Origin of the sequence: Acinetobacter sp. NyZ410 (genome assembly GCF_022828975.1) — a bacterium.
Classification (GTDB): Bacteria; Pseudomonadota; Gammaproteobacteria; order Pseudomonadales; family Moraxellaceae; genus Acinetobacter; species Acinetobacter guillouiae.
The window spans coordinates 3,412,617-3,432,770 of record NZ_CP094620.1; the positions used below are offsets into that span (position 1 = coordinate 3,412,617).

The 20,154-nt window shown below is 38.0% G+C and carries 17 protein-coding genes; 11 read left to right on the forward strand and 6 right to left on the reverse strand.

Going from position 1 to position 20,154, the window contains the following annotated elements:
- The first annotated feature begins 79 nt into the window (after positions 1-79).
- The gene (locus MTO68_RS16190; protein ID WP_004823072.1) at positions 80-466 is read left to right on the forward strand and encodes a carboxymuconolactone decarboxylase family protein; all 387 of its coding nucleotides are present in this window, start codon (positions 80-82) and stop codon (positions 464-466) included.
- A gap of 64 nt (positions 467-530) precedes the next feature.
- Here the strand turns inward: MTO68_RS16190 and MTO68_RS16195 are convergent, their stop codons facing one another.
- Entirely contained in the window at positions 531-785 is a 255-nt protein-coding gene (locus MTO68_RS16195; protein WP_244013475.1) for a hypothetical protein, read from the reverse strand.
- Positions 786-1,090: 305 nt separating this feature from the next.
- Between MTO68_RS16195 and MTO68_RS16200 the strand changes: the two genes are divergently transcribed.
- The 4 genes from MTO68_RS16200 to MTO68_RS16215 all read left to right on the forward strand — a co-directional run bounded on the left by MTO68_RS16200 (position 1,091) and on the right by MTO68_RS16215 (position 4,113).
- Positions 1,091-1,444: a hypothetical protein gene (locus tag MTO68_RS16200; RefSeq protein ID WP_244013476.1), complete on the forward strand. Its 354-nt coding sequence runs from the start codon at positions 1,091-1,093 to the stop codon at positions 1,442-1,444.
- A 1-nt stretch (position 1,445) separates the two neighbouring features.
- Positions 1,446-3,164 (forward strand): PepSY-associated TM helix domain-containing protein, encoded by a 1,719-nt coding sequence (locus MTO68_RS16205; RefSeq protein ID WP_244013478.1) that lies wholly within the window; start codon positions 1,446-1,448, stop codon positions 3,162-3,164.
- Positions 3,161-3,499, forward strand: coding sequence for a DUF3325 domain-containing protein (locus MTO68_RS16210; RefSeq protein ID WP_244013480.1), 339 nt, complete (start codon positions 3,161-3,163; stop codon positions 3,497-3,499). Before MTO68_RS16205 ends, MTO68_RS16210 begins: the two co-directional genes overlap by 4 nt.
- A gap of 89 nt (positions 3,500-3,588) precedes the next feature.
- Complete coding sequence (locus MTO68_RS16215) at positions 3,589-4,113, forward strand: tetratricopeptide repeat protein (protein ID WP_244013482.1); 525 nt, start codon at positions 3,589-3,591, stop codon at positions 4,111-4,113.
- A 49-nt stretch (positions 4,114-4,162) separates the two neighbouring features.
- Here MTO68_RS16215 and MTO68_RS16220 read toward each other — a convergent pair whose 3' ends face one another.
- Both MTO68_RS16220 and MTO68_RS16225 read right to left on the reverse strand, forming a co-directional pair.
- Entirely contained in the window at positions 4,163-5,101 is a 939-nt protein-coding gene (locus MTO68_RS16220; RefSeq protein ID WP_244013483.1) for a DUF4424 family protein, read from the reverse strand.
- Between the two features lie 19 nt (positions 5,102-5,120).
- Positions 5,121-5,585 (reverse strand): hypothetical protein, encoded by a 465-nt coding sequence (locus MTO68_RS16225; RefSeq protein ID WP_239045244.1) that lies wholly within the window; start codon positions 5,583-5,585, stop codon positions 5,121-5,123.
- Positions 5,586-6,093: 508 nt separating this feature from the next.
- Here MTO68_RS16225 and ahcY point away from each other — a divergent pair.
- From ahcY to MTO68_RS16255, 6 genes are all read left to right on the forward strand, one after another.
- Positions 6,094-7,476, forward strand: a complete 1,383-nt coding sequence (gene ahcY, locus MTO68_RS16230; protein WP_004823092.1) for an adenosylhomocysteinase — start codon at positions 6,094-6,096, stop codon at positions 7,474-7,476.
- 153 nt (positions 7,477-7,629) lie between these two features.
- Entirely contained in the window at positions 7,630-8,466 is an 837-nt protein-coding gene (gene metF, locus MTO68_RS16235) for a methylenetetrahydrofolate reductase [NAD(P)H] (protein WP_034616209.1), read from the forward strand.
- Between the two features lie 36 nt (positions 8,467-8,502).
- Positions 8,503-9,222, forward strand: coding sequence for a 16S rRNA (uracil(1498)-N(3))-methyltransferase (locus tag MTO68_RS16240; RefSeq protein WP_244013485.1), 720 nt, complete (start codon positions 8,503-8,505; stop codon positions 9,220-9,222).
- Positions 9,223-9,358: 136 nt separating this feature from the next.
- The gene (locus tag MTO68_RS16245; RefSeq protein ID WP_347814806.1) at positions 9,359-12,220 is read left to right on the forward strand and encodes an EAL domain-containing protein; all 2,862 of its coding nucleotides are present in this window, start codon (positions 9,359-9,361) and stop codon (positions 12,218-12,220) included.
- 137 nt (positions 12,221-12,357) lie between these two features.
- The gene (locus tag MTO68_RS16250) at positions 12,358-14,628 is read left to right on the forward strand and encodes an NADP-dependent malic enzyme (RefSeq protein ID WP_004717035.1); all 2,271 of its coding nucleotides are present in this window, start codon (positions 12,358-12,360) and stop codon (positions 14,626-14,628) included.
- 113 nt (positions 14,629-14,741) lie between these two features.
- Positions 14,742-15,983: a multifunctional CCA addition/repair protein gene (locus MTO68_RS16255; protein ID WP_239045241.1), complete on the forward strand. Its 1,242-nt coding sequence runs from the start codon at positions 14,742-14,744 to the stop codon at positions 15,981-15,983.
- A 127-nt stretch (positions 15,984-16,110) separates the two neighbouring features.
- On the opposite strand, the gene epmA is transcribed toward MTO68_RS16255, so the two are convergent.
- The 3 genes from epmA to sthA form a co-directional block, all read right to left on the reverse strand.
- Complete coding sequence (epmA, locus tag MTO68_RS16260; RefSeq protein ID WP_239045240.1) at positions 16,111-17,085, reverse strand: EF-P lysine aminoacylase EpmA; 975 nt, start codon at positions 17,083-17,085, stop codon at positions 16,111-16,113.
- Entirely contained in the window at positions 17,082-18,149 is a 1,068-nt protein-coding gene (locus tag MTO68_RS16265) for a 4-phosphoerythronate dehydrogenase (protein WP_239045239.1), read from the reverse strand. The genes epmA and MTO68_RS16265 overlap by 4 nt, the downstream gene beginning before the upstream one ends.
- A gap of 406 nt (positions 18,150-18,555) precedes the next feature.
- The gene (gene sthA / locus MTO68_RS16270; RefSeq protein WP_004717049.1) at positions 18,556-19,971 is read right to left on the reverse strand and encodes a Si-specific NAD(P)(+) transhydrogenase; all 1,416 of its coding nucleotides are present in this window, start codon (positions 19,969-19,971) and stop codon (positions 18,556-18,558) included.
- Between the last annotated feature and the right edge of the window lie 183 nt (positions 19,972-20,154).

Genomic DNA, 20,154 nt, shown 5'->3' on the forward strand with positions numbered 1-20,154 from the left:
TAACATAGACATATTGCCAATGGGTTATTTGCCTATTTCGGTATAGTGTTAAAAATATAACAGCTGAGGAAAAAAGACGATGTCTCAACAAGATTATGAAAATGGCTTAAAAGTCCGTACAGAAGTAATGGGGGAAAGTTTTGTAAAACGCGCTCAAGACAACACTGTTGCTTTTACAAGACCTTTGCAAGACTGGATCAATGAGCATGCATGGGGTTCAACTTGGCAACGTGAGGGTGTTTTACCACGTAAATACCGCTCTTTGATTACCATTGCATTTTTAGTTGCACAAAAAAGCCCAACCGAACTAAAAGGTCATATTCGTGGTGCATTGAATAATGGTGCAACAGTTGAAGAAATTCAGGAAGTGTTACTACACAGCCTACCTTACTGTGGCGCACCCACAACCCAAGAAGCATTTCGTGCCGCGCTCGAAGTCATCAATGAATATCAAAAAGAATCATAAACAAGCAATACCTGCTAATTCTTCAATATAGGCCATGCTCAAAACTATGGCCTATATTGCCGAGTTAATTCCAAAACACATTAAAACTATAAAAAAACTCATCCACTTCAAAGCGGATGTGATATCCCAATTGGCTTAACTCAGAAGAAAGTCCACGAATATCCTCTAAAGCTAGATGTTTAGGCAAAACTGTAAAAACAGCAGTATTGCCCTGCTTGGCATTCTCTTCAATCATTTGAGCCAAACGACCTTTATATAGCTCTATATTTAAGTTTGAATTGGCTGCCAATCGTTTCGCGTCTTCAGCGTGAATAAACATTATTTAATTTCCATATTATTGTTTTCGAAGATCTCACTACAAGATATAAATAAATATCCAAATACGCTGTATGCTTTATGTTCGAAGGCACATGCTCAAAAATATAGTCACGATAAAATCGTGTAACCATCTAAAATTATATAAATTTTTTCAATTATTCTGGATAAACTTGTAACCAAGCCTGTACATAAAAATTGAAATAAATCCAGTGCTTTATTTTAATCAAATTTAACTTTTGTATTTAAAAAGTAAATGATAATTGTTATTATTTACTTAATTTTTAACCTTTCCGTATTTGATTGCCTATGAATAGCCAGACTGAACTCGATGTACTAAACGCATCAGTTTCAACTCCGACTGTATCAACACGAGCTAAATCCGCACCCTCTCTCATACAATATCGCGTCATGATTGCTTACCGTTTTGCTCTAGCAATTCTTGGTGGTTATCTGCTTGCGTCCTTGTCCGCTATAGTGATTGCAAAAACATTTGCTGATTATCGTGCCACGGCTGCAATGAGTGCAACGCTACTTGCTTTCTGTATTCACTGCGCTGCATTCATTTGGGTTTTTATGGTCAACAAGACATTAAAAGCCAGCTTAGGCATACTTCTTCCAAGTATCATTTTATTTGCCATTTATAAAATGATGGGGAATTAAGATGCGCGTAGATGCAAAAGTTGAAGGTCCACGCCAATCCATGTCATGGTTACATACATGGGCAAGCTTAATTCTTGGTTGGTTACTCTATGCAATTTTTTTGACAGGAACATTGAGTTTCTTTCAGTCTGAAATAACGGCTTGGATGAAACCAGAAATACATCAATCCGTTCCAAGTGATTCTCAAGTACAGCAAACCCAAGTTGCCTTAGATTATCTACAAAAGAACTATCCTGATGCTGGTAGTTGGACGATTCAATTACCCAATTCTAGACAGACCACAACTGAATTAAATATTCGTAAACAAGGTGAAGATCTACAAGCACGTCGTGGTGGGGAAAGAATCACCATAGACAGTGCAACTGGACAAGTTATTGAAGCACGAGATACCCGTGGTGGTGGCTTTCTATATCGCTTTCACTTTGAACTGTATGGATTTGATCGTATTTGGGCACGCTGGATCGTCGGTTTAGCCACCATGTTGATGTTTGTGGCAATTATCAGTGGCATTATTACCCATAAAAAAATTTTTAAAGATTTCTTTACTTTCCGTTCAGGTAAAGGACAACGCTCTTGGTTAGATGCACATAATGCCACAGCTGTTTTTGCCCTTCCCTTTCATATCATGATCACCTTCAGTGGTTTGTTATTACTAATGTTTATGTTTATGCCTTGGGGAATCAACCAAGTCTATAAAGATCGACAAGAGTTTTTTCAAGAGATGCGCGGAGGTGCAGTTCAGCAAAATAATGCTCGCAATAGAAATGCTGAAAACCGTACTGGTTCTGCAAATACAAGTCAAACTCAAGGTCAAAATGAACAACGCTCGCGAGGGGAAAGAGGCAAACAACATCAACAAGATGTTGGTCATCCTGCGCCACTCAGCGACTTAACCCCGCTTATTACAACCGCACAAGCGCAGTGGAAAGAAAATCCGATTGCTTCTATTCAAATCATTGCGCCAAATACATCCAATGCCACCATTGAACTTCGCGCTTTATATGCGAAGAGTGTAGTTCAGCGTGGTGTTTACCCCATTTTAAAATTCGATGGCGTGACTGGCAAAGACATCAGCGAAGCGGCTCAAGCAAACAATGCCTCTATTCCAATGGGGATATACAATGTGGTGACTGTATTGCATGAAGCACGTGGTCTTGATTTAACCTTCCGCTGGTTATTGTTCTTCTCTGGTGTAATGGGCACCTTAATGGTTGCAACGGGGCTGATCTTATGGTGCGTCAAACGTGCACCGCAACAACAAAAACAAGGCTATAAATCATTTGGTTATCGTTTTGTTGAAGTGATGAATATTGCCGCTGTGATTGGATTACCTATTGCATGTGCCGCCTACTTCTACGCCAATCGTTTCATTCCATTTGAAATAGAAACACGTTTAAATTGGGAAATTAGAGCCTTCTTTATTGTATGGTTAGCTACGTTAATTTATGCAGCGCTTCGCCCACATCGTCAAGCTTGGCTAGAACTTCTATTGTTCTCTGGTGTTGCTTTTGCCCTATTGCCTATTGTCAATTTTATTACGGGTGGTCAAGCACTTTGGAACAGTATTGCCAATGGCCAATGGATGATTGCGTCTTTTGATTTAATGACATGGGCGCTTGCAATTTTGTTTTTCTACTCATTTTATAAAGTTAAAAAACATAAAGGGCTTCCTGTCAAAAAAGCCAGAAATGTACCTTCAAATAAGGAGATTTCAGCGTGATTTTCTTCTTACTGGTTTGGTCTTTGTCTAGCTTGGCTTTTATCGCGCTTGCCAGCGCAATGTCGAAGCATCAAAAACAGATCTATGGACATGAACTAAGCCTCAAACAAACCCAACTTGCTTCTATTACAGGTTGGGCTTTACTGCTGATTTCACTGATCATTTGTGTCATGTCAGGGCAGCTGAGCAGCATGCTCAGCATTTGGGTTGGAGTACTGACCTTTTCAGCATTATTTGTTGGGGTGTTATTAAGCTATTACAGTTTAAAAATGAAATTGGCTGCCAGCTTTTGTGTGGGTATCAGCTTAATCACAAGTGTGATGCTACTCATTTAAACTGTTTCACAAAAATCAGTTATAATCATAAGCCAATCTGCGGATTGGCTTTTTTTCTATCAAATTTATTGCCTTGTATTGGTATTTTTATGTCTAAACCACTTTCAATCCCTTCAGAGTTACTCAATCGTGCTGCAATGGGCAATCCAGCTGCACAATTTGAACTTGCTGAAATATATATGCAAAGTGAAGATGAAGATAACAATCAACTTGCAGAAGAATGGGCACTCAAAGCAGCACAATTAGGCCATGTTGAAGCCATGTATTGGTTAGGTGAAGGCTATGCTTATTATGCAAAAGATATCCTTGAAGAAGATCCTAAAGAAGCCAAAGCTTATTTTGAACATGCCCATCGCTGGTTAGAGCAAGCGGCCAAACATCAACATCCGGCTGCGATTTTAGAGTTATCCAATTTCTATCGCCGTGGTGATGTGGTTGAAAAAGATCTACTGAAATCAGTAGAGCTGGTTGAGCAGGCAGCAAAACTGGGTGAAGTTCAAGCCATGCGTGATCTTGTTTGTATTTATGAACACGGGATGGGCGTTGAGGTTGATGAAGAAAAAGCTGATTTTTGGGCTGAAAAAGCCAAGTCAGCTGAAGACACCTCAGCATAATTTATAAATTTAAGCCCATATAAAATGGGCTTAAATTTGATTCACTTATTTAATTACGTAAATGTACAAAAATTACATCTAAATCTTGTTTGGGTACAAAGTTTTTCTCAACCATTTGGAATTGTGTCGGGCTAATTTTATTGACTTTACCTTTCCAACAAAACGATACCAACTCTCCCGGATCACGTTCAATGGTCAATTTAAAGTTTTCAATCGGTTTTGCCCAATTTGCCCCAGTAGTCAAAATATAACTCAGTGCATTAAAAGGCGAATGTTCCGACTGTGCTTTTTTCAAGCCTTTCTTAAAATTACTGTCCATACAAAATTGTTGATTATATTCATCTGGATATAGTGCAACCGAACCACCCACTAAAGGTTTATATTGATGTTTTACCTGTGTAATTGAATTGGCTTTAAAAGTTTGCTTCCAGCTATAAACCACTTGTGATGACCAGTTGATGACTTCATCTGGATTTTTAGGCAAAATGCTTTTTACTTTAGGGTTTGAACAGCCTTTCAGTTTCTTTTCAAATACCCCATATTCATCACTTTTGCGATTCCAAGGATTTAACATTTCAGTTTGTGAAAAACCACACTGTTTAAATAACTCAGTGACATCAATCGCTTTAGACTTTTCGTCTCTTTGTATAAATGTCTGCACATGCATTGTCGGTTGAACTGCTTTTCCATTAACCTGAATTTTAAAACTTTTTAATAAATCCTCAGTGTGGGCAAAATCGGATTCAAAAGCATTATCAACTCGTGGTAAAGGGAACAAAACAGTTTCAGTAATATCCTGATTACTGAGGTTTTTAAATTGATAATCGACCTTAATTAATTTTTTACTAATGAATAAGTCTTCACGTTGCATGGCAATATTTTTATTTTTAAGGTACTCAATTCCCCCTGTTCCCACATAGCCTGTAGAATCATTGGCGAAAGCTGATGTCGCTGTCAGAATCGATGTGATCAATATGATTTTTTTCATTCTCTTTAATCCAAATCAGTTAATCCAAATCAGGAAACTCTATTGTTTGATAATGCACACAATAAATGGATTCATCAAAAATAATATGTGTAGCAATCTGTTTGATAATCTGCTCTTGTAAAAGAATTTCTTTTTCTAAAACTTCATTCCAATAGATTGAGTTTTCTGAAAAATTCTCATAATAATCCAGTACTTCAATCATCGCATTAAACAAAGCCACTAAATGCTGGCTTTTGTTTTGATTTGATACCATCAAGAAAAAGGCATCCAAAGAAATCACCTCAATGGCCGCTAATTCCTCATAATCATCGGCATATTCATCTACGCAAGCATTTGATTGTCGAATTCGCTTTTGATAATCAATTAAATTTTCTTGATCAATATCCTGAAATAATTGTTTTTTATCAATTTTAATTTGATAATTTTGTTCGATAGCAGATTGAAAGTTCGGTAATTTTTCATAAAAAGCAAAAACAGCTTTCACCAAACTTTTCCGCTGTTCAAGCGAAGCCTGCTCAATGGCTTGTCGCAATGCAAAGCTATGCTGATCAATTATTTTTACAATATCCATCAATTTAATCTCCCCGATATTCACTTTTTTAAACAAAAAAACCTAGAGATAAAAAAAGCAAAGCACGCAGCATAATCAAAAATACAGCAATCATCGTGGCACAGCTCTAGCACTTGGCAAACGCTTAAATGCATCATCTTGATTTTATTTCTGTTTATATATCAGTAAATACTGATCATATTTTTGCATAGCTTAGCGATTCAAAAACAATTCTATCTTTTAGTTGAATATTAACCAACTACATTTGAACTCTATTAAAATCTAGGTACAATAGTCGCCAGTCGAGGGATGCTGCGACTTTTTCACAGGCACATAAATGTGAAATCGCTAGGCTCGACGATTCGGTCAGACTTTCGTGCTGATCAACAACGGCATCCGCGAACTGAATGATCAATATTTTTTTAATATAAAGGAGATCGTGATGAACGCGGTTAATGCTTCATTTACAGATTATAAAGTTGCAGATATTTCCCTCGCTGACTACGGTCGTAAAGAAATCAAACTTGCTGAAGCAGAAATGCCAGCGTTGATGGGCTTACGTAAACGTTATTCAGCAGCAAAACCTCTTGCTGGCGCAAAAATTCTGGGTTGTATTCATATGACCATTCAAACTGCTGTTTTAATTGAAACACTGGTTGAATTAGGCGCAGAAGTACGTTGGACTTCATGTAACATCTTCTCAACTCAAGACCATGCAGCAGCAGCAATTGCAGCATCTGGTGTTCCAGTATTCGCTTGGAAAGGTGAAACTGAAGAAGAATACATGTGGTGTCTTGAACAACAAATCAATGTTAATGGCACACCTTGGGATGCCAACATGATTCTTGATGATGGTGGTGATTTAACTGCTGTTGTTCATGAAAAATATCCTGAACTTATTGCTAAAATTCATGGTATTACAGAAGAAACGACTACGGGTGTTCAACGTCTAAACGAAATGTTCCGTGATGGTACTTTAAAAGTTCCTGCAATTAACGTGAATGATTCAATCACAAAATCTAAAAACGACAATAAATATGGCTGCCGTCATTCATTAAATGACGCCATCAAACGCGGTACAGATATGTTGTTATCTGGTCGTCGTGCGCTAGTAATTGGTTATGGTGATGTTGGTAAAGGTTCTGCTCAATCTCTTCGCCAAGAAGGTATGATTGTACGTGTAACTGAAATTGACCCAATCTGTGCAATGCAAGCATGTATGGACGGTTATGAAGTTGTTTCTCCATATAAAAATGGTGTACAAACAGGTAAAAAAGAAGACATTAACCTAGACCTTCTTCAAAATACTGATTTGATCGTAACAACTACAGGTAACTACCACGTATGTGATTCTGCAATGTTAGATACATTAAAAGCAGGTTCAGTGGTGTGTAATATCGGACACTTTGATACTGAAATCGATACAAACTATTTACGTGGTTATAAGTGGGTTGAAGTTAAGCCTCAAGTGCACCAAGTGTATCGTACAGAAAATGAAAATGATTATCTGATTCTTCTTTCAGAAGGTCGTTTGGTTAACCTTGGTAATGCAACAGGTCACCCTTCACGCGTGATGGATGGTTCTTTTGCAAACCAAGTATTAGGTCAAATGCACTTATTCGCAGAAAAATTTGCTGATCTTCCAGAAGATCAAAAAGCAGCACAGATCCGTGTTGAACTGATTCCTAAGAAATTAGATGAAGAAGTTGCTGCTGCAATGGTAGTTGGTTTTGGTGGTGTATTGACGCAATTGACTCAAGTTCAAGCAGATTACTTGGGCGTTGCAGTTGAAGGTCCATTTAAATCTGAGGCTTATAAGTACTAAGTTTTAACCCCCTCTCCTTCGCTTTCTCCCTTAGGGAGAAAGAATATTCATTTACAGATTAATGAATATAAAGGCGAAGTCCTCTCCTTTTAGGAAAGGACTTCGAAGAGGTTAGAACAAATTAAAAAAGTATGAATAAAAAAGGATTTAACCATGACCAAACGTGTTCCAATTTCGTTTGAGTTTTTCCCGACCAAAACTGATGCAGGGGCGGAAAAACTTAAGCTTGTTCATCAAGAATTACAGCTTTTAAATCCAGAGTTTTTCTCGATTACTTATGGGGCTGGTGGTTCGACGCGTGAACGTACATTAGCCGCAATTGCTGACTTTAATGGTAAAGGCACACCTGTTGCCCCTCACCTTTCATGTATTGGTGATGACAAAGTACGTATTGCTGAATTACTCGATATCTATAAAGCTCAAGGGATTGATCGTATTGTTGCACTTCGAGGTGACTTACCTTCTGGTCAAGTCGGCCTTGGTGAGCTTCCTTATGCGACTGATTTGGTTCGTTTTATTCGCGAACACTCCGGTGATCATTTTAAAATTGAAGTTGCGGCATATCCTGAAATGCATCCACAAGCTGACAACTTTGATGCAGACATTAAGCACTTTGCAGAAAAAGTCAAAGCTGGTGCAAATGCAGCCATCACTCAATTTTTCTTTAATCCAGATGCCTATTTCTATTTTGTTGAGCGTATCCAAAAACAAGGAATTGATATTCCTGTTGCGCCAGGAATTATGCCAATTACCAATGCCAGCAATTTAATCCGCTTTGCAGATGGGACAGGTGCAGAAATTCCACGCTGGATTCGTAAGCAACTTGCGACCTATGGTGATGACACTGCAAGTATCAAAGCTTTTGGACATGAAGTTGTGATCAAACTGTGTGAACGCCTTATTGCAGGAGGTGCACCAAGTTTGCACTTCTATAGCATGAATCATACTGAGCCAAACCGCCAATTGGTACTTGATCTCGGTTTAGCTTAAATCAAAATTGCATCATCAACTTGTGAGTAATACTGCATGCCCCGTTTTTATATTGAAACTGATTTAGCTGTCGAAACTACGGTTGAACTCACTGAAACAGTATTTCATCATTGGGTCAAAGTATTGCGTGCACAAGTGGGTGAAAAAGCCACCTTGTTCAATGGACAAGGGGGTGAATATGAAGTGACTTTAACAGCAGTCGCTAAAAAATCTGCTTCTGTTTTAGTCAATTCATTTAATCCAGATAACCGTACCCCTGCTTTTACAGCGCTACTTGGACAAGTCATGAGTAAGGGCGATCGTATGGATTATGCGATTCAAAAAGCTGTGGAATTGGGCGTAGCTCAAATTCAACTGCTCACATCAGAACGTTGTGAAATGCGTTTAAAATATGATCGAGATCAAAAAAAATTAGATCATTGGCAAGGTATAGCGATTGCAGCTTGTGAACAGTGTGGTATGAATCTTGTTCCGCAGATTTTAGCGCCATTAAGTCTAAATGAATGGATCAAAACTGAATTACCGCAGAGTAAATTTGTCCTTGCGCCTGAAAAAGAGCAGACAGATGTACTGAAAGACATATGCCCAGATATTGCCCTTTTAATTGGCCCTGAAGGTGGTTTAAATGAAGCTGAAATTGATCAGGCCAACCAATATGGATTTAAAAATTGGTGCATCGGTGATCGTATTTTAAGAACTGAAACAGCACCTGTAGTTGCATTATCAATTTTGAATTATCAAAGCTTTAAAAAGTGATGTATGTCATGTAAAATAATTGCAAATTGGATGATTTCACAGTATTTTAATTCCAAAGAAACTATTAATTAGCAAATTTTAAATAGTTGCTCCGTTAAACCTACACATTCTAAAAATAGCAGAGGTGCAAGCGCTAATGAATGATGTTCAGGAAGAGCTTCTTTCATATGATGTGAATTCGTCGAACATCAGAAAGATAACCAAAGATATCCGGATATTTTTTATTTGGGTATTTTTTACGTGTATCTGTGACGCTTTAATTTATCTTTACTTATTTAAAACCTCCTCTGAATTATTAAGCGGTTGGTTTATTCTGACTGTTTTATTTATATTATCGGGATTTTTGTCTTCTACCTATCTGTTACAACAAAATAAAGTTCAAGTATTTAAAAATATTGATCTTTTCTTTCAGTTTTCTTGTTTGATCTTAGGAAGCTTATTTGGGATTGGCGTTTATATCATCAATTTAGAATTTATGATGATGCCAAATGTGGTTGACCCATTTTTTTCATTTCTGTTATCTAGCTTTTTGCTGAGTTTTTCATATGTTTTAGCAATGAATTTTCTCAATCAAAGATTTAGTTATTTTATTGCTTTATTTGTTCCATCTGCGATTCCGGTGCTCACGCTCCCTCTGCTTTTCCCTCAAAACACCAACGAAATCTATAGCACCATTTTCATTGTTTGGTTCTCTTTATTATTCTTTAGCACTTATGCTTCACATAAAATTTATATTAATTCTGAAATATTAGACCTGAAAAATAAGTTTTTATTTAAGCAATCACAAGAACAACTTGCAAACTATAAAGGCTTAGAAATACAACTTAAAAATGAAATCTCAAAAACACAGGTCATGAAAAGTGAATTGCAGTTACATAATCATTTATTAGAACAAAAAGTAAAAGAACGAATTTTCGATTTTAAACAGATGAATGACCGTTTAGAAAATCATCAGGCCAACTTAGCTTTTGCCCATGAAACCGCGGGTATTCATTCTTGGGTCTGGAATATTGAAAAAAGAACTTTTGAGATTTCCGACTCAAAAAGCGGTGCAGAATTCAAACAACTTAATCTAAAACACAATAGCGTAGATGAATATGTTCATCCTGATGATATTGTCAATTATAAAACCATCCTGAAACAACATCTCAAAGGCAAAACTGAGCGCTTTGAGGCAATCTACCGTGTTAAACGAGATGGTCAATGGTGCTGGATACAAGACATTGGCAAAGTGGTTTCTAAGAACATTAATAACAAACCGCTTAGAATGGTGGGAATCCAACGCGATATTCAAAAAGAAAAGACTGACCAAGAAAAGCTAAAACTCGCAGCAAATGTATTAGCACAAGTGGCTGAAGGTGTTTTCATTTTAGATAATAATTTATGCTACTTAGAAGTAAATCCTTATTTTGAAAAACTTTTAGATTATAAACAACATAATATCGTTGGAAATCATTTATTTGATATCACGATCAACAATAATTCTCGTACCCAACAAATGTATAATGTGATTACCCAAAGTTTAATTCAAAAAGGAGAATTTGAGTCTGAATTACAGATTGATTTTACCTCTGGGAAAAAACTTGCACTCTGGGTACACATCAATGCAATTTATGATGAAAAAAATAAATTTTCCAACTATGTCGGCATTATTACCGATTTAACTGATCGTAAAAAACAAGAACAACGACTCTCGTATTTAGAACATTATGACATCCTGACCGATTTACCAAATCGCTTTTATTTCAAACAACAACTGCATAATTATTTAATTCACTATTCTGATTCATTTAAAAATTTTGCAGTTTTACGCATCAACATTGACCGTTTTAAATTATTCAATGAATTTATGAGCCATAAAGAAGGTGATGAATTATTAAAACAAGTCGCTCACAGATTAAGATTATGTTGTCCAAATGCCTCTCTGATCGCTTATTTAAATAATGATGATTTTGCAGTGATCTATAATTTAAGTAGCAATAACATCAATATTCATCAACATACGCAACATATTTTAGATGCATTTAAACAACCTTTTGATGTTAAAGAACAAGAACAAACCATCACCATTTCTATTGGCGTTGCGCTATATCCAGAGCATGGCTTACAGCTCGACAGTCTCAATGGTCATGCAGAATCAGCATTACACGAAGCCAAGCGTTTAGGCGGAAATACCGTATATTTTTATTCAAACAAAAAAACGCCGTTGCTCAATCAAGGGATCAACTTAGAAAACGAATTAAGAAAAGCCATAAAGCACAAAGAACTGACCGTACATTATCAACCTAAAATCTGTGTTAAAACTCAACGCATTTATGGTTTTGAAGCATTAGTCCGTTGGCAACATCCAACTTTGGGTTATATCTTGCCAGACATTTTTATCCCGCTTGCCGAAGAAACCAGCCTCATTTCAGATATTGGTTTAATTGTATTGCATGAAACCTGTAAGCAAATACAACAGTGGCAATCCTTGGGTTTTGATCATTTTAGGGTATCGATTAATATTGTTGCACAACAAATTTACCGCGGACAGTTAGTCAAAGATATCGACTACGCCCTTAAAAAATATAATATTTCGGGTGATATGCTTGAACTAGAACTGACTGAATCGTCTTTGTTTGATAAATCAGAAGAAGTCAATTTTCTTCTACAACAATTAAAAGATCGCCATATTTCTATTTCTTTGGATGATTTTGGAACAGGCTACTCATCTTTAGCTTATCTAACCAGTTACCCTTTTGATATCTTAAAAATAGATCGTGCTTTTATTTCAAAAATTGGACAAGAAAAAGACGAAGCAATCGTCAATGCGATTATTGCTATGGGCAATGCAATCGGCATTACCTTGGTGGCTGAAGGCGTTGAAACTAAAGAACAAGCACTATTTTTACAAAAACACGGTTGTTATATTTTACAAGGCTTTTACTTTTCCAAAGCATTGTCATCTGCCGACAGCACAAAATATTTGGAACAGCATAAACTTATAAAGATTTGTTAATTTTTTTAGACTTTATATCTATTACTTTGTTTGAAATAACTATTTTTTGACTGTCGGTATCGCTCAACAAATGTTATATTCGATGAAATTTAGTCAAACCACCAGCCTCGCTGGAACATGTAATAATCGAGATTCAGATGGATGATCAATCTTTAAAACAGCAAGCCCTTTACTATCACGAATTTCCAACACCAGGAAAAATTAGCGTTACGCCAAGTAAGCAACTTGTCAATCAACATGACCTTGCGCTTGCTTACTCACCAGGTGTGGCAGCGCCTTGTTTAGAAATTGAAAAAGACCCTTCAAAAGCAGCGCTTTATACTGCTCGTGGCAACTTGGTTGCAGTGGTCAGTAATGGTACAGCCGTTTTAGGTCTAGGTAATATTGGTCCATTAGCATCTAAGCCTGTAATGGAAGGCAAAGGCGTATTATTTAAAAAGTTTGCTGGTGTAGACGTTTTTGATATTGAAATTGCTGAAAATGATCCTGACAAAATTGTGGATATCGTTGCGGCTTTAGAACCTACTTTTGGTGGTATTAACCTCGAAGATATTAAAGCACCTGAGTGTTTTTATATTGAGCAAAAGCTTCGTGAACGCATGAAAATACCTGTGTTCCATGATGACCAACACGGTACCTCAATTATCGTAGGTTCAGCCCTTCTCAATGCTTTGCAATTGAATGGCAAAAAAATTGACGAAATCAAAATTGTTGCTTCAGGTGCAGGTGCTGCGGCACTTTCTTGTTTAGACTTGCTGTGTGCAATTGGTGCTAAAAAAGAAAATATCGTGGTTGCTGACTCACGCGGTTTATTGACCACTAAACGTGAAGGCTTGGATGAGTCTAAAAAGCGTTATGTGCAAGATATTGAGGGAACTCAACTTGCAGATGTGATTGCAGATGCCGATATGTTCCTTGGCCTTTCTGCGGCAGGCATTTTAACCAAAGAAATGGTTAAAGTCATGGCGGCTGATCCAATCATCTTTGCATTGGCAAACCCAGATCCAGAGATTTTACCTGAACATGCGCATGAAGTACGTCCAGATGTAATCATGGCAACTGGTCGTTCAGATTATCCGAACCAAGTAAACAATGCGCTTTGCTTCCCTTATATCTTCCGTGGTGCGCTAGATGTTGGCGCTACGACGATTAATGAAGAAATGAAAATTGCTTGTGTACATGCAATTGCACGTATGGCACATGTTGAAGCGGATGCCGCATCTTATGGTGAAAAATCTGCATCATTTGGTCGTGATTATTTAATTCCACGTCCACTTGATCAACGCCTAATTCTTGAAATTGCTCCTGCTGTTGCACAAGCTGCAATGGATTCAGGTGTTGCAAGTCGTCCAATTGCGGATTTCTCGGCTTATCGTCAACGTCTATCTGAATTTGTTTATAATTCAGCATTGATGATGAAACCAATTTTTGCACAAGCGAAAACAGCGCCTAAACGTATTGCTTATGCGGAAGGTGAAGATCTTCGTGTATTGCGTGCGATTCAAATCGCTGTTGATGAAGGTCTGGCACAACCTATTCTGGTTGGTCGTACTGCAGTCATTGAAGCGAATATCAAAAAATTAGGTTTGCGTCTTGAACACGGTGTAAATATTACCATCGTAGATCAAGAAAAAAATCCTGATTACGATAAGTTTGCAGATGACTATTACAACTTGATGCAACGTAAAGGTGTAACGCCTGAGTATGCACAACGTGAAACACGTCGTCGTTCTACCTTGATCGCAGCAATGTTGGTTCGTCATGGTCTTGCAGATGGTATGCTATGCGGTACTTATGCAAGTTATGATATCCATTTAGACTTTGTGAGAAATGTGATTGGTTTAAAAGAAGGTCGTAATAACTTCTTTACACTTAATGCATTAATGCTTGAAGATCGCAATATCTTTATGGCAGATACATATGTAAATACCAACCCGACTGCTGAACAGCTGGCTGAAATGACTATTTTAGCGGCTGAGGAAGTTCGTCGTTTCGGTATGACGCCTAAAGTTGCATTACTTTCGCACTCTAGCTTTGGTTCAGATCAAAATGATCCAAGTGCACAAAAAATGCGTAAAGTATTTGAAATCTTGACTGAAATCGCACCTGAATTAGAAGTAGATGGCGAAATGCATGCAGATGCTGCACTTGATGAAAATATTCGTCATTTTGCATTCCCAAATTCACGCTTCAAAGGTTCAGCGAACTTGTTGATTATGCCAAATCTTGATGCGGCAAATATTTCATTCAACTTGTTAAAATCAACATCAGGCAATAATGTGACTATTGGTCCTATCTTGCTTGGTGCTGCTAAACCTGTGCATATTTTAACACCTACAGCGACAACACGTCGTTTAGTTAATATGACAGCTTTAACCGTTGCAGAGATTCAACAAGCTGAAGGCTAAGCTTGAAGTCAATTTAACATCAATACCGCAGAACTTTAGTCAATCACTCAAGTTCTGTACTTGAGAAAACCTCTATTCTGTTGCATGATGGCAGTAAGAATAGAGGTTTTTTCATGCAAGTTTATTTAGTAGGCGGTGCCGTTAGAGATCATTTACTCGGTCATCCCTATCACGAAAAGGATTATGTTGTTGTTGGCGCCACGCCAGAGCAACTTCTTGCCCAAGGTTATCAACCCGTTGGGAAAGATTTCCCTGTGTTTTTACATCCCCAAACAAAAGAAGAATATGCCCTAGCCCGTACTGAGCGTAAATCGGGACACGGTTATCATGGATTTGAGTTTTTTACCGATCCAGATGTCACCTTAGAAGAGGATTTAATTCGTCGTGACTTAACCATCAATGCCATCGCGATGGATGAAGCAGGTCAAGTGTACGATCCCTATCATGGACAAGATGATTTAGCACATAAAATCCTACGCCACGTTTCAGACGCTTTTGCAGAAGATCCTTTACGCGTACTGCGTGTGGCTCGTTTTGCTGCTCGTTATGCACAATATGGTTTTCGTATTGCTGATGAAACACTTGCATTGATGCGTCAACTGGCTGAATCTGGTGAGTTAGAAGCATTGACACCTGAACGTGTTTGGAAAGAAACCTCTCGTGCTTTAATGGAACGTCATGCCGATGTTTACTTTGAAGTATTACGTGAGTGTGGTGCATTAAAAGTGCTCTTTCCTGAAATAGATGCCCTGTTTGGCGTTCCACAACGACCTGAATATCATCCTGAGATTGATTGCGGTATTCATACACTGATGTCTTTACAGCAAGCATGTAAAGCCAATTATTCTTTAGATGTTCGTTTTGCCGTATTGGTACATGACTTGGGCAAAGCTTTAACACCGAAAGATGAATTACCTCGTCATATCATGCATGAAGAACGTGGGATTCAGCCTGTCACAGATGTATGTGATCGTTTACGTGTACCTACTCAAACGAAACAGCTTGCTCTAGCAGTATGTAAAGAACATTTAAAATGTCATCAGGCTTTTACCTTAAAACCAGGTACCTTATGGCGTTTATTACAGCGTTTAGATGTGCTACGTCGTCCTGAGCGTGTTGAAGCTTTTGCACAAGCCTGTGAATGTGATGCTAAAGGCCGTTTAGGTTTAGAAAATCGTGAATACCCACAAGCGCATTACCTATTAGATGCAATGAAAACTGTACGCACGATTAAAGCATCGGATTTACCCTCAGATATTCAAGGTCCTGATATTGGTGAAATGTTGATTCAAAAACGTATTGAAGCGATTGCTGATTTAAAGCATGAGTTAGGTCATCATCATCATACGGTATAAAAAATGCCTCTCAGTAATGAGAGGCGTTTTTAGATTTTAGATATCGTATTTTCTTTTAAATAACATCCAATCATTCATTGACCATAGCATGAATAAATATCTACCTATGGTCCAAAACGACATTATTTCAAGACACATCCGCAGGAAATGTAATCACCTTTTCCAACTTCATTTGGTTCATCACCACCATTAACAAACGATCAATTCCCAAAGCTATACCCGCACATTCCGACATATTCGGTAAAGCAGCGAGCAAATACTCATCGATTGGCATCACATGTAGGCCCAGCTTTTCACGCTCTGCATTATCTGCTTGAAAACGACTACGCAAAACCTCAGCATCAATCAACTCATCATAGGCATTGGCGAGTTCTAACCCTTCAATATAGAGCTCAAAACGTGCAGCAACGAACTCACCATCCTCATCCAGTTTGGTCTTTGCCAAAGAGGCCAATTCTGGGGGAAAATCAGTTAAAAATACCGGCGTATCAAAACCTAAACTTGGCTCAACCATATGAGAAAATAACAAATCAATATAGGCTAAACGATCATCACCCAAATCAAGATTGAGTCCTACACGGTGTGCCGCATCTTTTAATTGTTGCAACGTTGCTTGCAGTGGATTCAAGTCCAAACGATCAATAAATGCATGCTTATAACTGAGTACGGTTGGTCGAACTTCACCAAAACGTTCAGCCAAAACCACATTCAATAAATCAGTGACTTCTAACATTAAATCTTTCAAGCTGAACTGCGGACGATACCATTCCAACATGGTAAATTCACTATTGTGCTTACGCCCATGTTCATCATCTCGAAAAACTTTACAAATTTGATAAATCGCGCCACTGCCACTCGCCAATAAACGCTTCATGGCAAACTCTGGTGAAGTTTGTAAATAATGCGTTTGTTTTTTGCCATGTAGATGACGCTGAGCCTGTACAGAAGCCAGATGGACATCGGTTACACCCGCTTGAGACAAGATCGGAGTTTCAACCTCTAAAACATCACGCTCAATAAAAAATTGGCGAATTTGTCTATAGAGTTTTGCTCGTGCTTTAAGCGCCTGAATATCACATGTTGGTTTAAAATCTATGCTCATGCTTTTGGCCCTCCATGAGCAGCCCATTCACGGCGCAAAGGATAAGTTTTACGAAGGTAATCAAAGGCTTTTTGATCCACCTTGCCGTCCTTTAAGCAATCTCTTAAATTTTCATCATCTCGCTGAATATTGTAAATTTCAGCTAAGTATTTTTTTAGCGTTTGTTTAATGTTATTGCCATAAAAATATTGTTCACATGCCGGTAATTGTGATTCAAATTTCTTATGCGCGGTATAGGCAAATGTTTTACAAAATGCGTCATAAATCATCTGAGTACCACGTGCTTTACCTTCCAGACTGTAACCCGCAATATGTGGCGTCACAATTGTAATTAAATCCAATAGACGTTGTGAAATCTCAGGCTCATGTTCAAATACATCCAACACCACTTTACGACGTGTTTTTAAGATATCTGCCATTAATGCCGCTTCTTCAACAACAGCACCACGCGCAGAATTAATTAAGATGGTTTCAGGCTGCATTAGCGCCAATGCATCAGCATTGATTAAATGATGTGTTGCAAACGGCCCTGTTTGGGTTAAAGGCACATGTATGCTGATCGCATCGGCTTTCTTTAATAAAGCGTCAAATTCAACTTGCTGAACATTTTCTCGTTGTACCAAGGGATCATAGCCAATGACATTCCAGCCCAACAACTGAGCCATATATGCTAATCGTGTTCCCACATTGCCTAAACCAATAATGCCTAAAGTAAACTTTTTCCCTAAATCTAGAAAATCCTGATTGAGATACAGTAAAGCCGTGATGACATATTCTGCAACGGCTTGTGCATTGCAACCAGCCGCATTTGACCATGCGATTTGGTGCTTTTCTAATGCTGGAATATCTAAATGGTCTGTCCCTATGGTTGCACTACCGACAAATTTTAGTGCTGTATCTTGGATCAACTGTTCATTGACTTTTGTTATAGAGCGTACCAATAACGCATCTGCATCATTCACATCATGATGAGTCAAATTGCGTCCTGCTGCTTGATGAATGGTTCCGAATTCTGAAAAGAAATATTCAGTAAATGCTAGATTTTCATCTGCAACAATTTTCATAGCGTCATCCACAAGTTTAACTGCCGCTATGATAAACCTTTGAACCACTTAAGACTATGCAGTTCATACATCAAATCTTTAGGGTCTGTTGATAATTCGTCTAAGTTTGCGACTACGTGTGTTTTTTAGGCGATACTAGGCACGAAATACGAAATTTAGTCATTCTAAATAAGTAGTTCGTAACGACGTAGCGGCAAAAAACACGCTAGTCCCGAAGGGTTGTGGTTAAAATTATCTCAGTCTGCGTTATGAAACTCGAAAATAGTCTCGCTATTCTCTTCGTTTCATGCCTTGCCTGCTCAATTTTAACCTACAACGCAAGCCATTTATGAAATGTCAACAGACCCTAAATATGGCATAAAAAACCCGCAAGATGACTTACGGGTTTTTAATTCTGAATATTTGTTTAGAACAAACGATTCATACCATTCAATGTTGCAACACGATAGGCTTCTGCCATTGTTGGATAGTTAAATGTCGTTTCAACAAAATACTTAATGGTATTGTTTCCACTTTGCATCACCGCCTGTCCAATATGGATAATTTCAGCCGCATTATTGCCAAAACAATGCACACCTAATAACTCTAAGGTATCACGATGGAATAACAGTTTAAGTTCACCAACTGTATCCCCTGTAATTTGCGCACGCGCCAAATGACGGAATGATGCTTGTCCAACTTCATATGGAATTTTTTCAGCAGTTAACTGACTTTCAGTTTTACCAAAGAATGAAATTTCAGGGATGGTGTAAATCCCCGTTGGAATATCTTTCACTGGCTTAACATTTTCTTCGCCACTCATATTTGAACCAGCGCAACGACCTTGGTCATATGCTGCAGAAGCAAGGGACGGCCAACCCACAACATCGCCTGCTGCATAGATATTTTCAACTTCGGTTTGATATTGATCATTTACCGCAAGTTGCCCACGGCTGTTTGGTGTAATACCTACATTTTCAAGACCTAAACCATCGGTATTTCCTGAACGGCCATTACACCAAAGAATGGCATCAGCTTTAATTTTTTTACCGCTTTGCAAATACAAGACCACATGATCATCAAACGTTTCTAAATGATCAATTTGCTCATTGTGACGCATCAACACGCCTTGTTCACGTAAGTGATAAGACAACGCATCTGCAATTTCATCATCGAGATAACTGAGCAGCTGATGCTGTGTATTGATCAAGTCAACTTTATGGTCTAAACCAATAAAGATAGATGCATATTCACAACCAATTACACCTGCGCCATAAATGATAATTTTATGAATTGGATAATCCAGATCTAAAATTTTATCTGAATCAAATACACGCGGATGATTAAAGTCTAAACCTTGTGGGTGATAAGGACGGCTACCTGTTGCAACCACAAGCTGTTTGAAAACTAAAGTTTCTTTAACACCATCTTCGCTAAAAATAATCACCGTATTTTTATCTTGGATATATGCGCGACCGTGAAATACATCAATATGGTTACGGTCATAAAAACGTGAATGTGTATCAACTTGCTGTTGAATCACTTTATGCGCATTACGCAAAACTTGCTTCATAGTGAATTGTTTCCAATCCCCTACTTTTTTAAACATTGGATCACGTTGGTAACGGATAATACTTGAAACTGTCTGACGTAAAGCCTTACTTGGGATGGTGCCGACATGGGTACAGTTACCACCAAGTTGCTCACGAATATCTACAATTGCAACACGCTTACCCGATTTAGCAAGCTTCATTGCCGCGCCTTCACCAGCAGGACCAGAGCCAAGTACGACCGCATCGTATTTCACAAATTTCCCACTAACGACTTCTTTCTTACGTGGCATTCAAAGCTCCTTATAGTAAATTCAGTCTATATCTTGTCTTATGCGATATTATGACCTAAACCAAAACAATTTTCTGTATTTCGCATGCATATATTCTGTGATAACGACATTTAGTATATGAATAGTGTTTTTGCCCTATCTTTTTGCATTTCCGCTATAATGAGCATAATCTCCCCCGTAGAA

What these genes read in the sequence shown, in the direction of transcription:
- MTO68_RS16200 (WP_244013476.1), top strand. Translation starts at nt 1,091, where the DNA reads ATGAATAGCCAGACTGAACTCGATGTACTAAACGCATCAGTTTCAACT.
- MTO68_RS16190 (WP_004823072.1), top strand. Translation starts at nt 80, where the DNA reads ATGTCTCAACAAGATTATGAAAATGGCTTAAAAGTCCGTACAGAAGTA.
- sthA (WP_004717049.1), bottom strand. Translation starts at nt 19,971, where the DNA reads ATGCCACGTAAGAAAGAAGTCGTTAGTGGGAAATTTGTGAAATACGAT.
- MTO68_RS16205 (WP_244013478.1), top strand. Translation starts at nt 1,446, where the DNA reads ATGCGCGTAGATGCAAAAGTTGAAGGTCCACGCCAATCCATGTCATGG.
- MTO68_RS16250 (WP_004717035.1), top strand. Translation starts at nt 12,358, where the DNA reads ATGGATGATCAATCTTTAAAACAGCAAGCCCTTTACTATCACGAATTT.
- MTO68_RS16215 (WP_244013482.1), top strand. Translation starts at nt 3,589, where the DNA reads ATGTCTAAACCACTTTCAATCCCTTCAGAGTTACTCAATCGTGCTGCA.
- epmA (WP_239045240.1), bottom strand. Translation starts at nt 17,085, where the DNA reads ATGAGCATAGATTTTAAACCAACATGTGATATTCAGGCGCTTAAAGCA.
- MTO68_RS16265 (WP_239045239.1), bottom strand. Translation starts at nt 18,149, where the DNA reads ATGAAAATTGTTGCAGATGAAAATCTAGCATTTACTGAATATTTCTTT.
- metF (WP_034616209.1), top strand. Translation starts at nt 7,630, where the DNA reads ATGACCAAACGTGTTCCAATTTCGTTTGAGTTTTTCCCGACCAAAACT.
- MTO68_RS16255 (WP_239045241.1), top strand. Translation starts at nt 14,742, where the DNA reads ATGCAAGTTTATTTAGTAGGCGGTGCCGTTAGAGATCATTTACTCGGT.
- MTO68_RS16240 (WP_244013485.1), top strand. Translation starts at nt 8,503, where the DNA reads ATGCCCCGTTTTTATATTGAAACTGATTTAGCTGTCGAAACTACGGTT.
- MTO68_RS16195 (WP_244013475.1), bottom strand. Translation starts at nt 785, where the DNA reads ATGTTTATTCACGCTGAAGACGCGAAACGATTGGCAGCCAATTCAAAC.
- MTO68_RS16245 (WP_347814806.1), top strand. Translation starts at nt 9,359, where the DNA reads ATGAATGATGTTCAGGAAGAGCTTCTTTCATATGATGTGAATTCGTCG.
- ahcY (WP_004823092.1), top strand. Translation starts at nt 6,094, where the DNA reads ATGAACGCGGTTAATGCTTCATTTACAGATTATAAAGTTGCAGATATT.
- MTO68_RS16220 (WP_244013483.1), bottom strand. Translation starts at nt 5,101, where the DNA reads ATGAAAAAAATCATATTGATCACATCGATTCTGACAGCGACATCAGCT.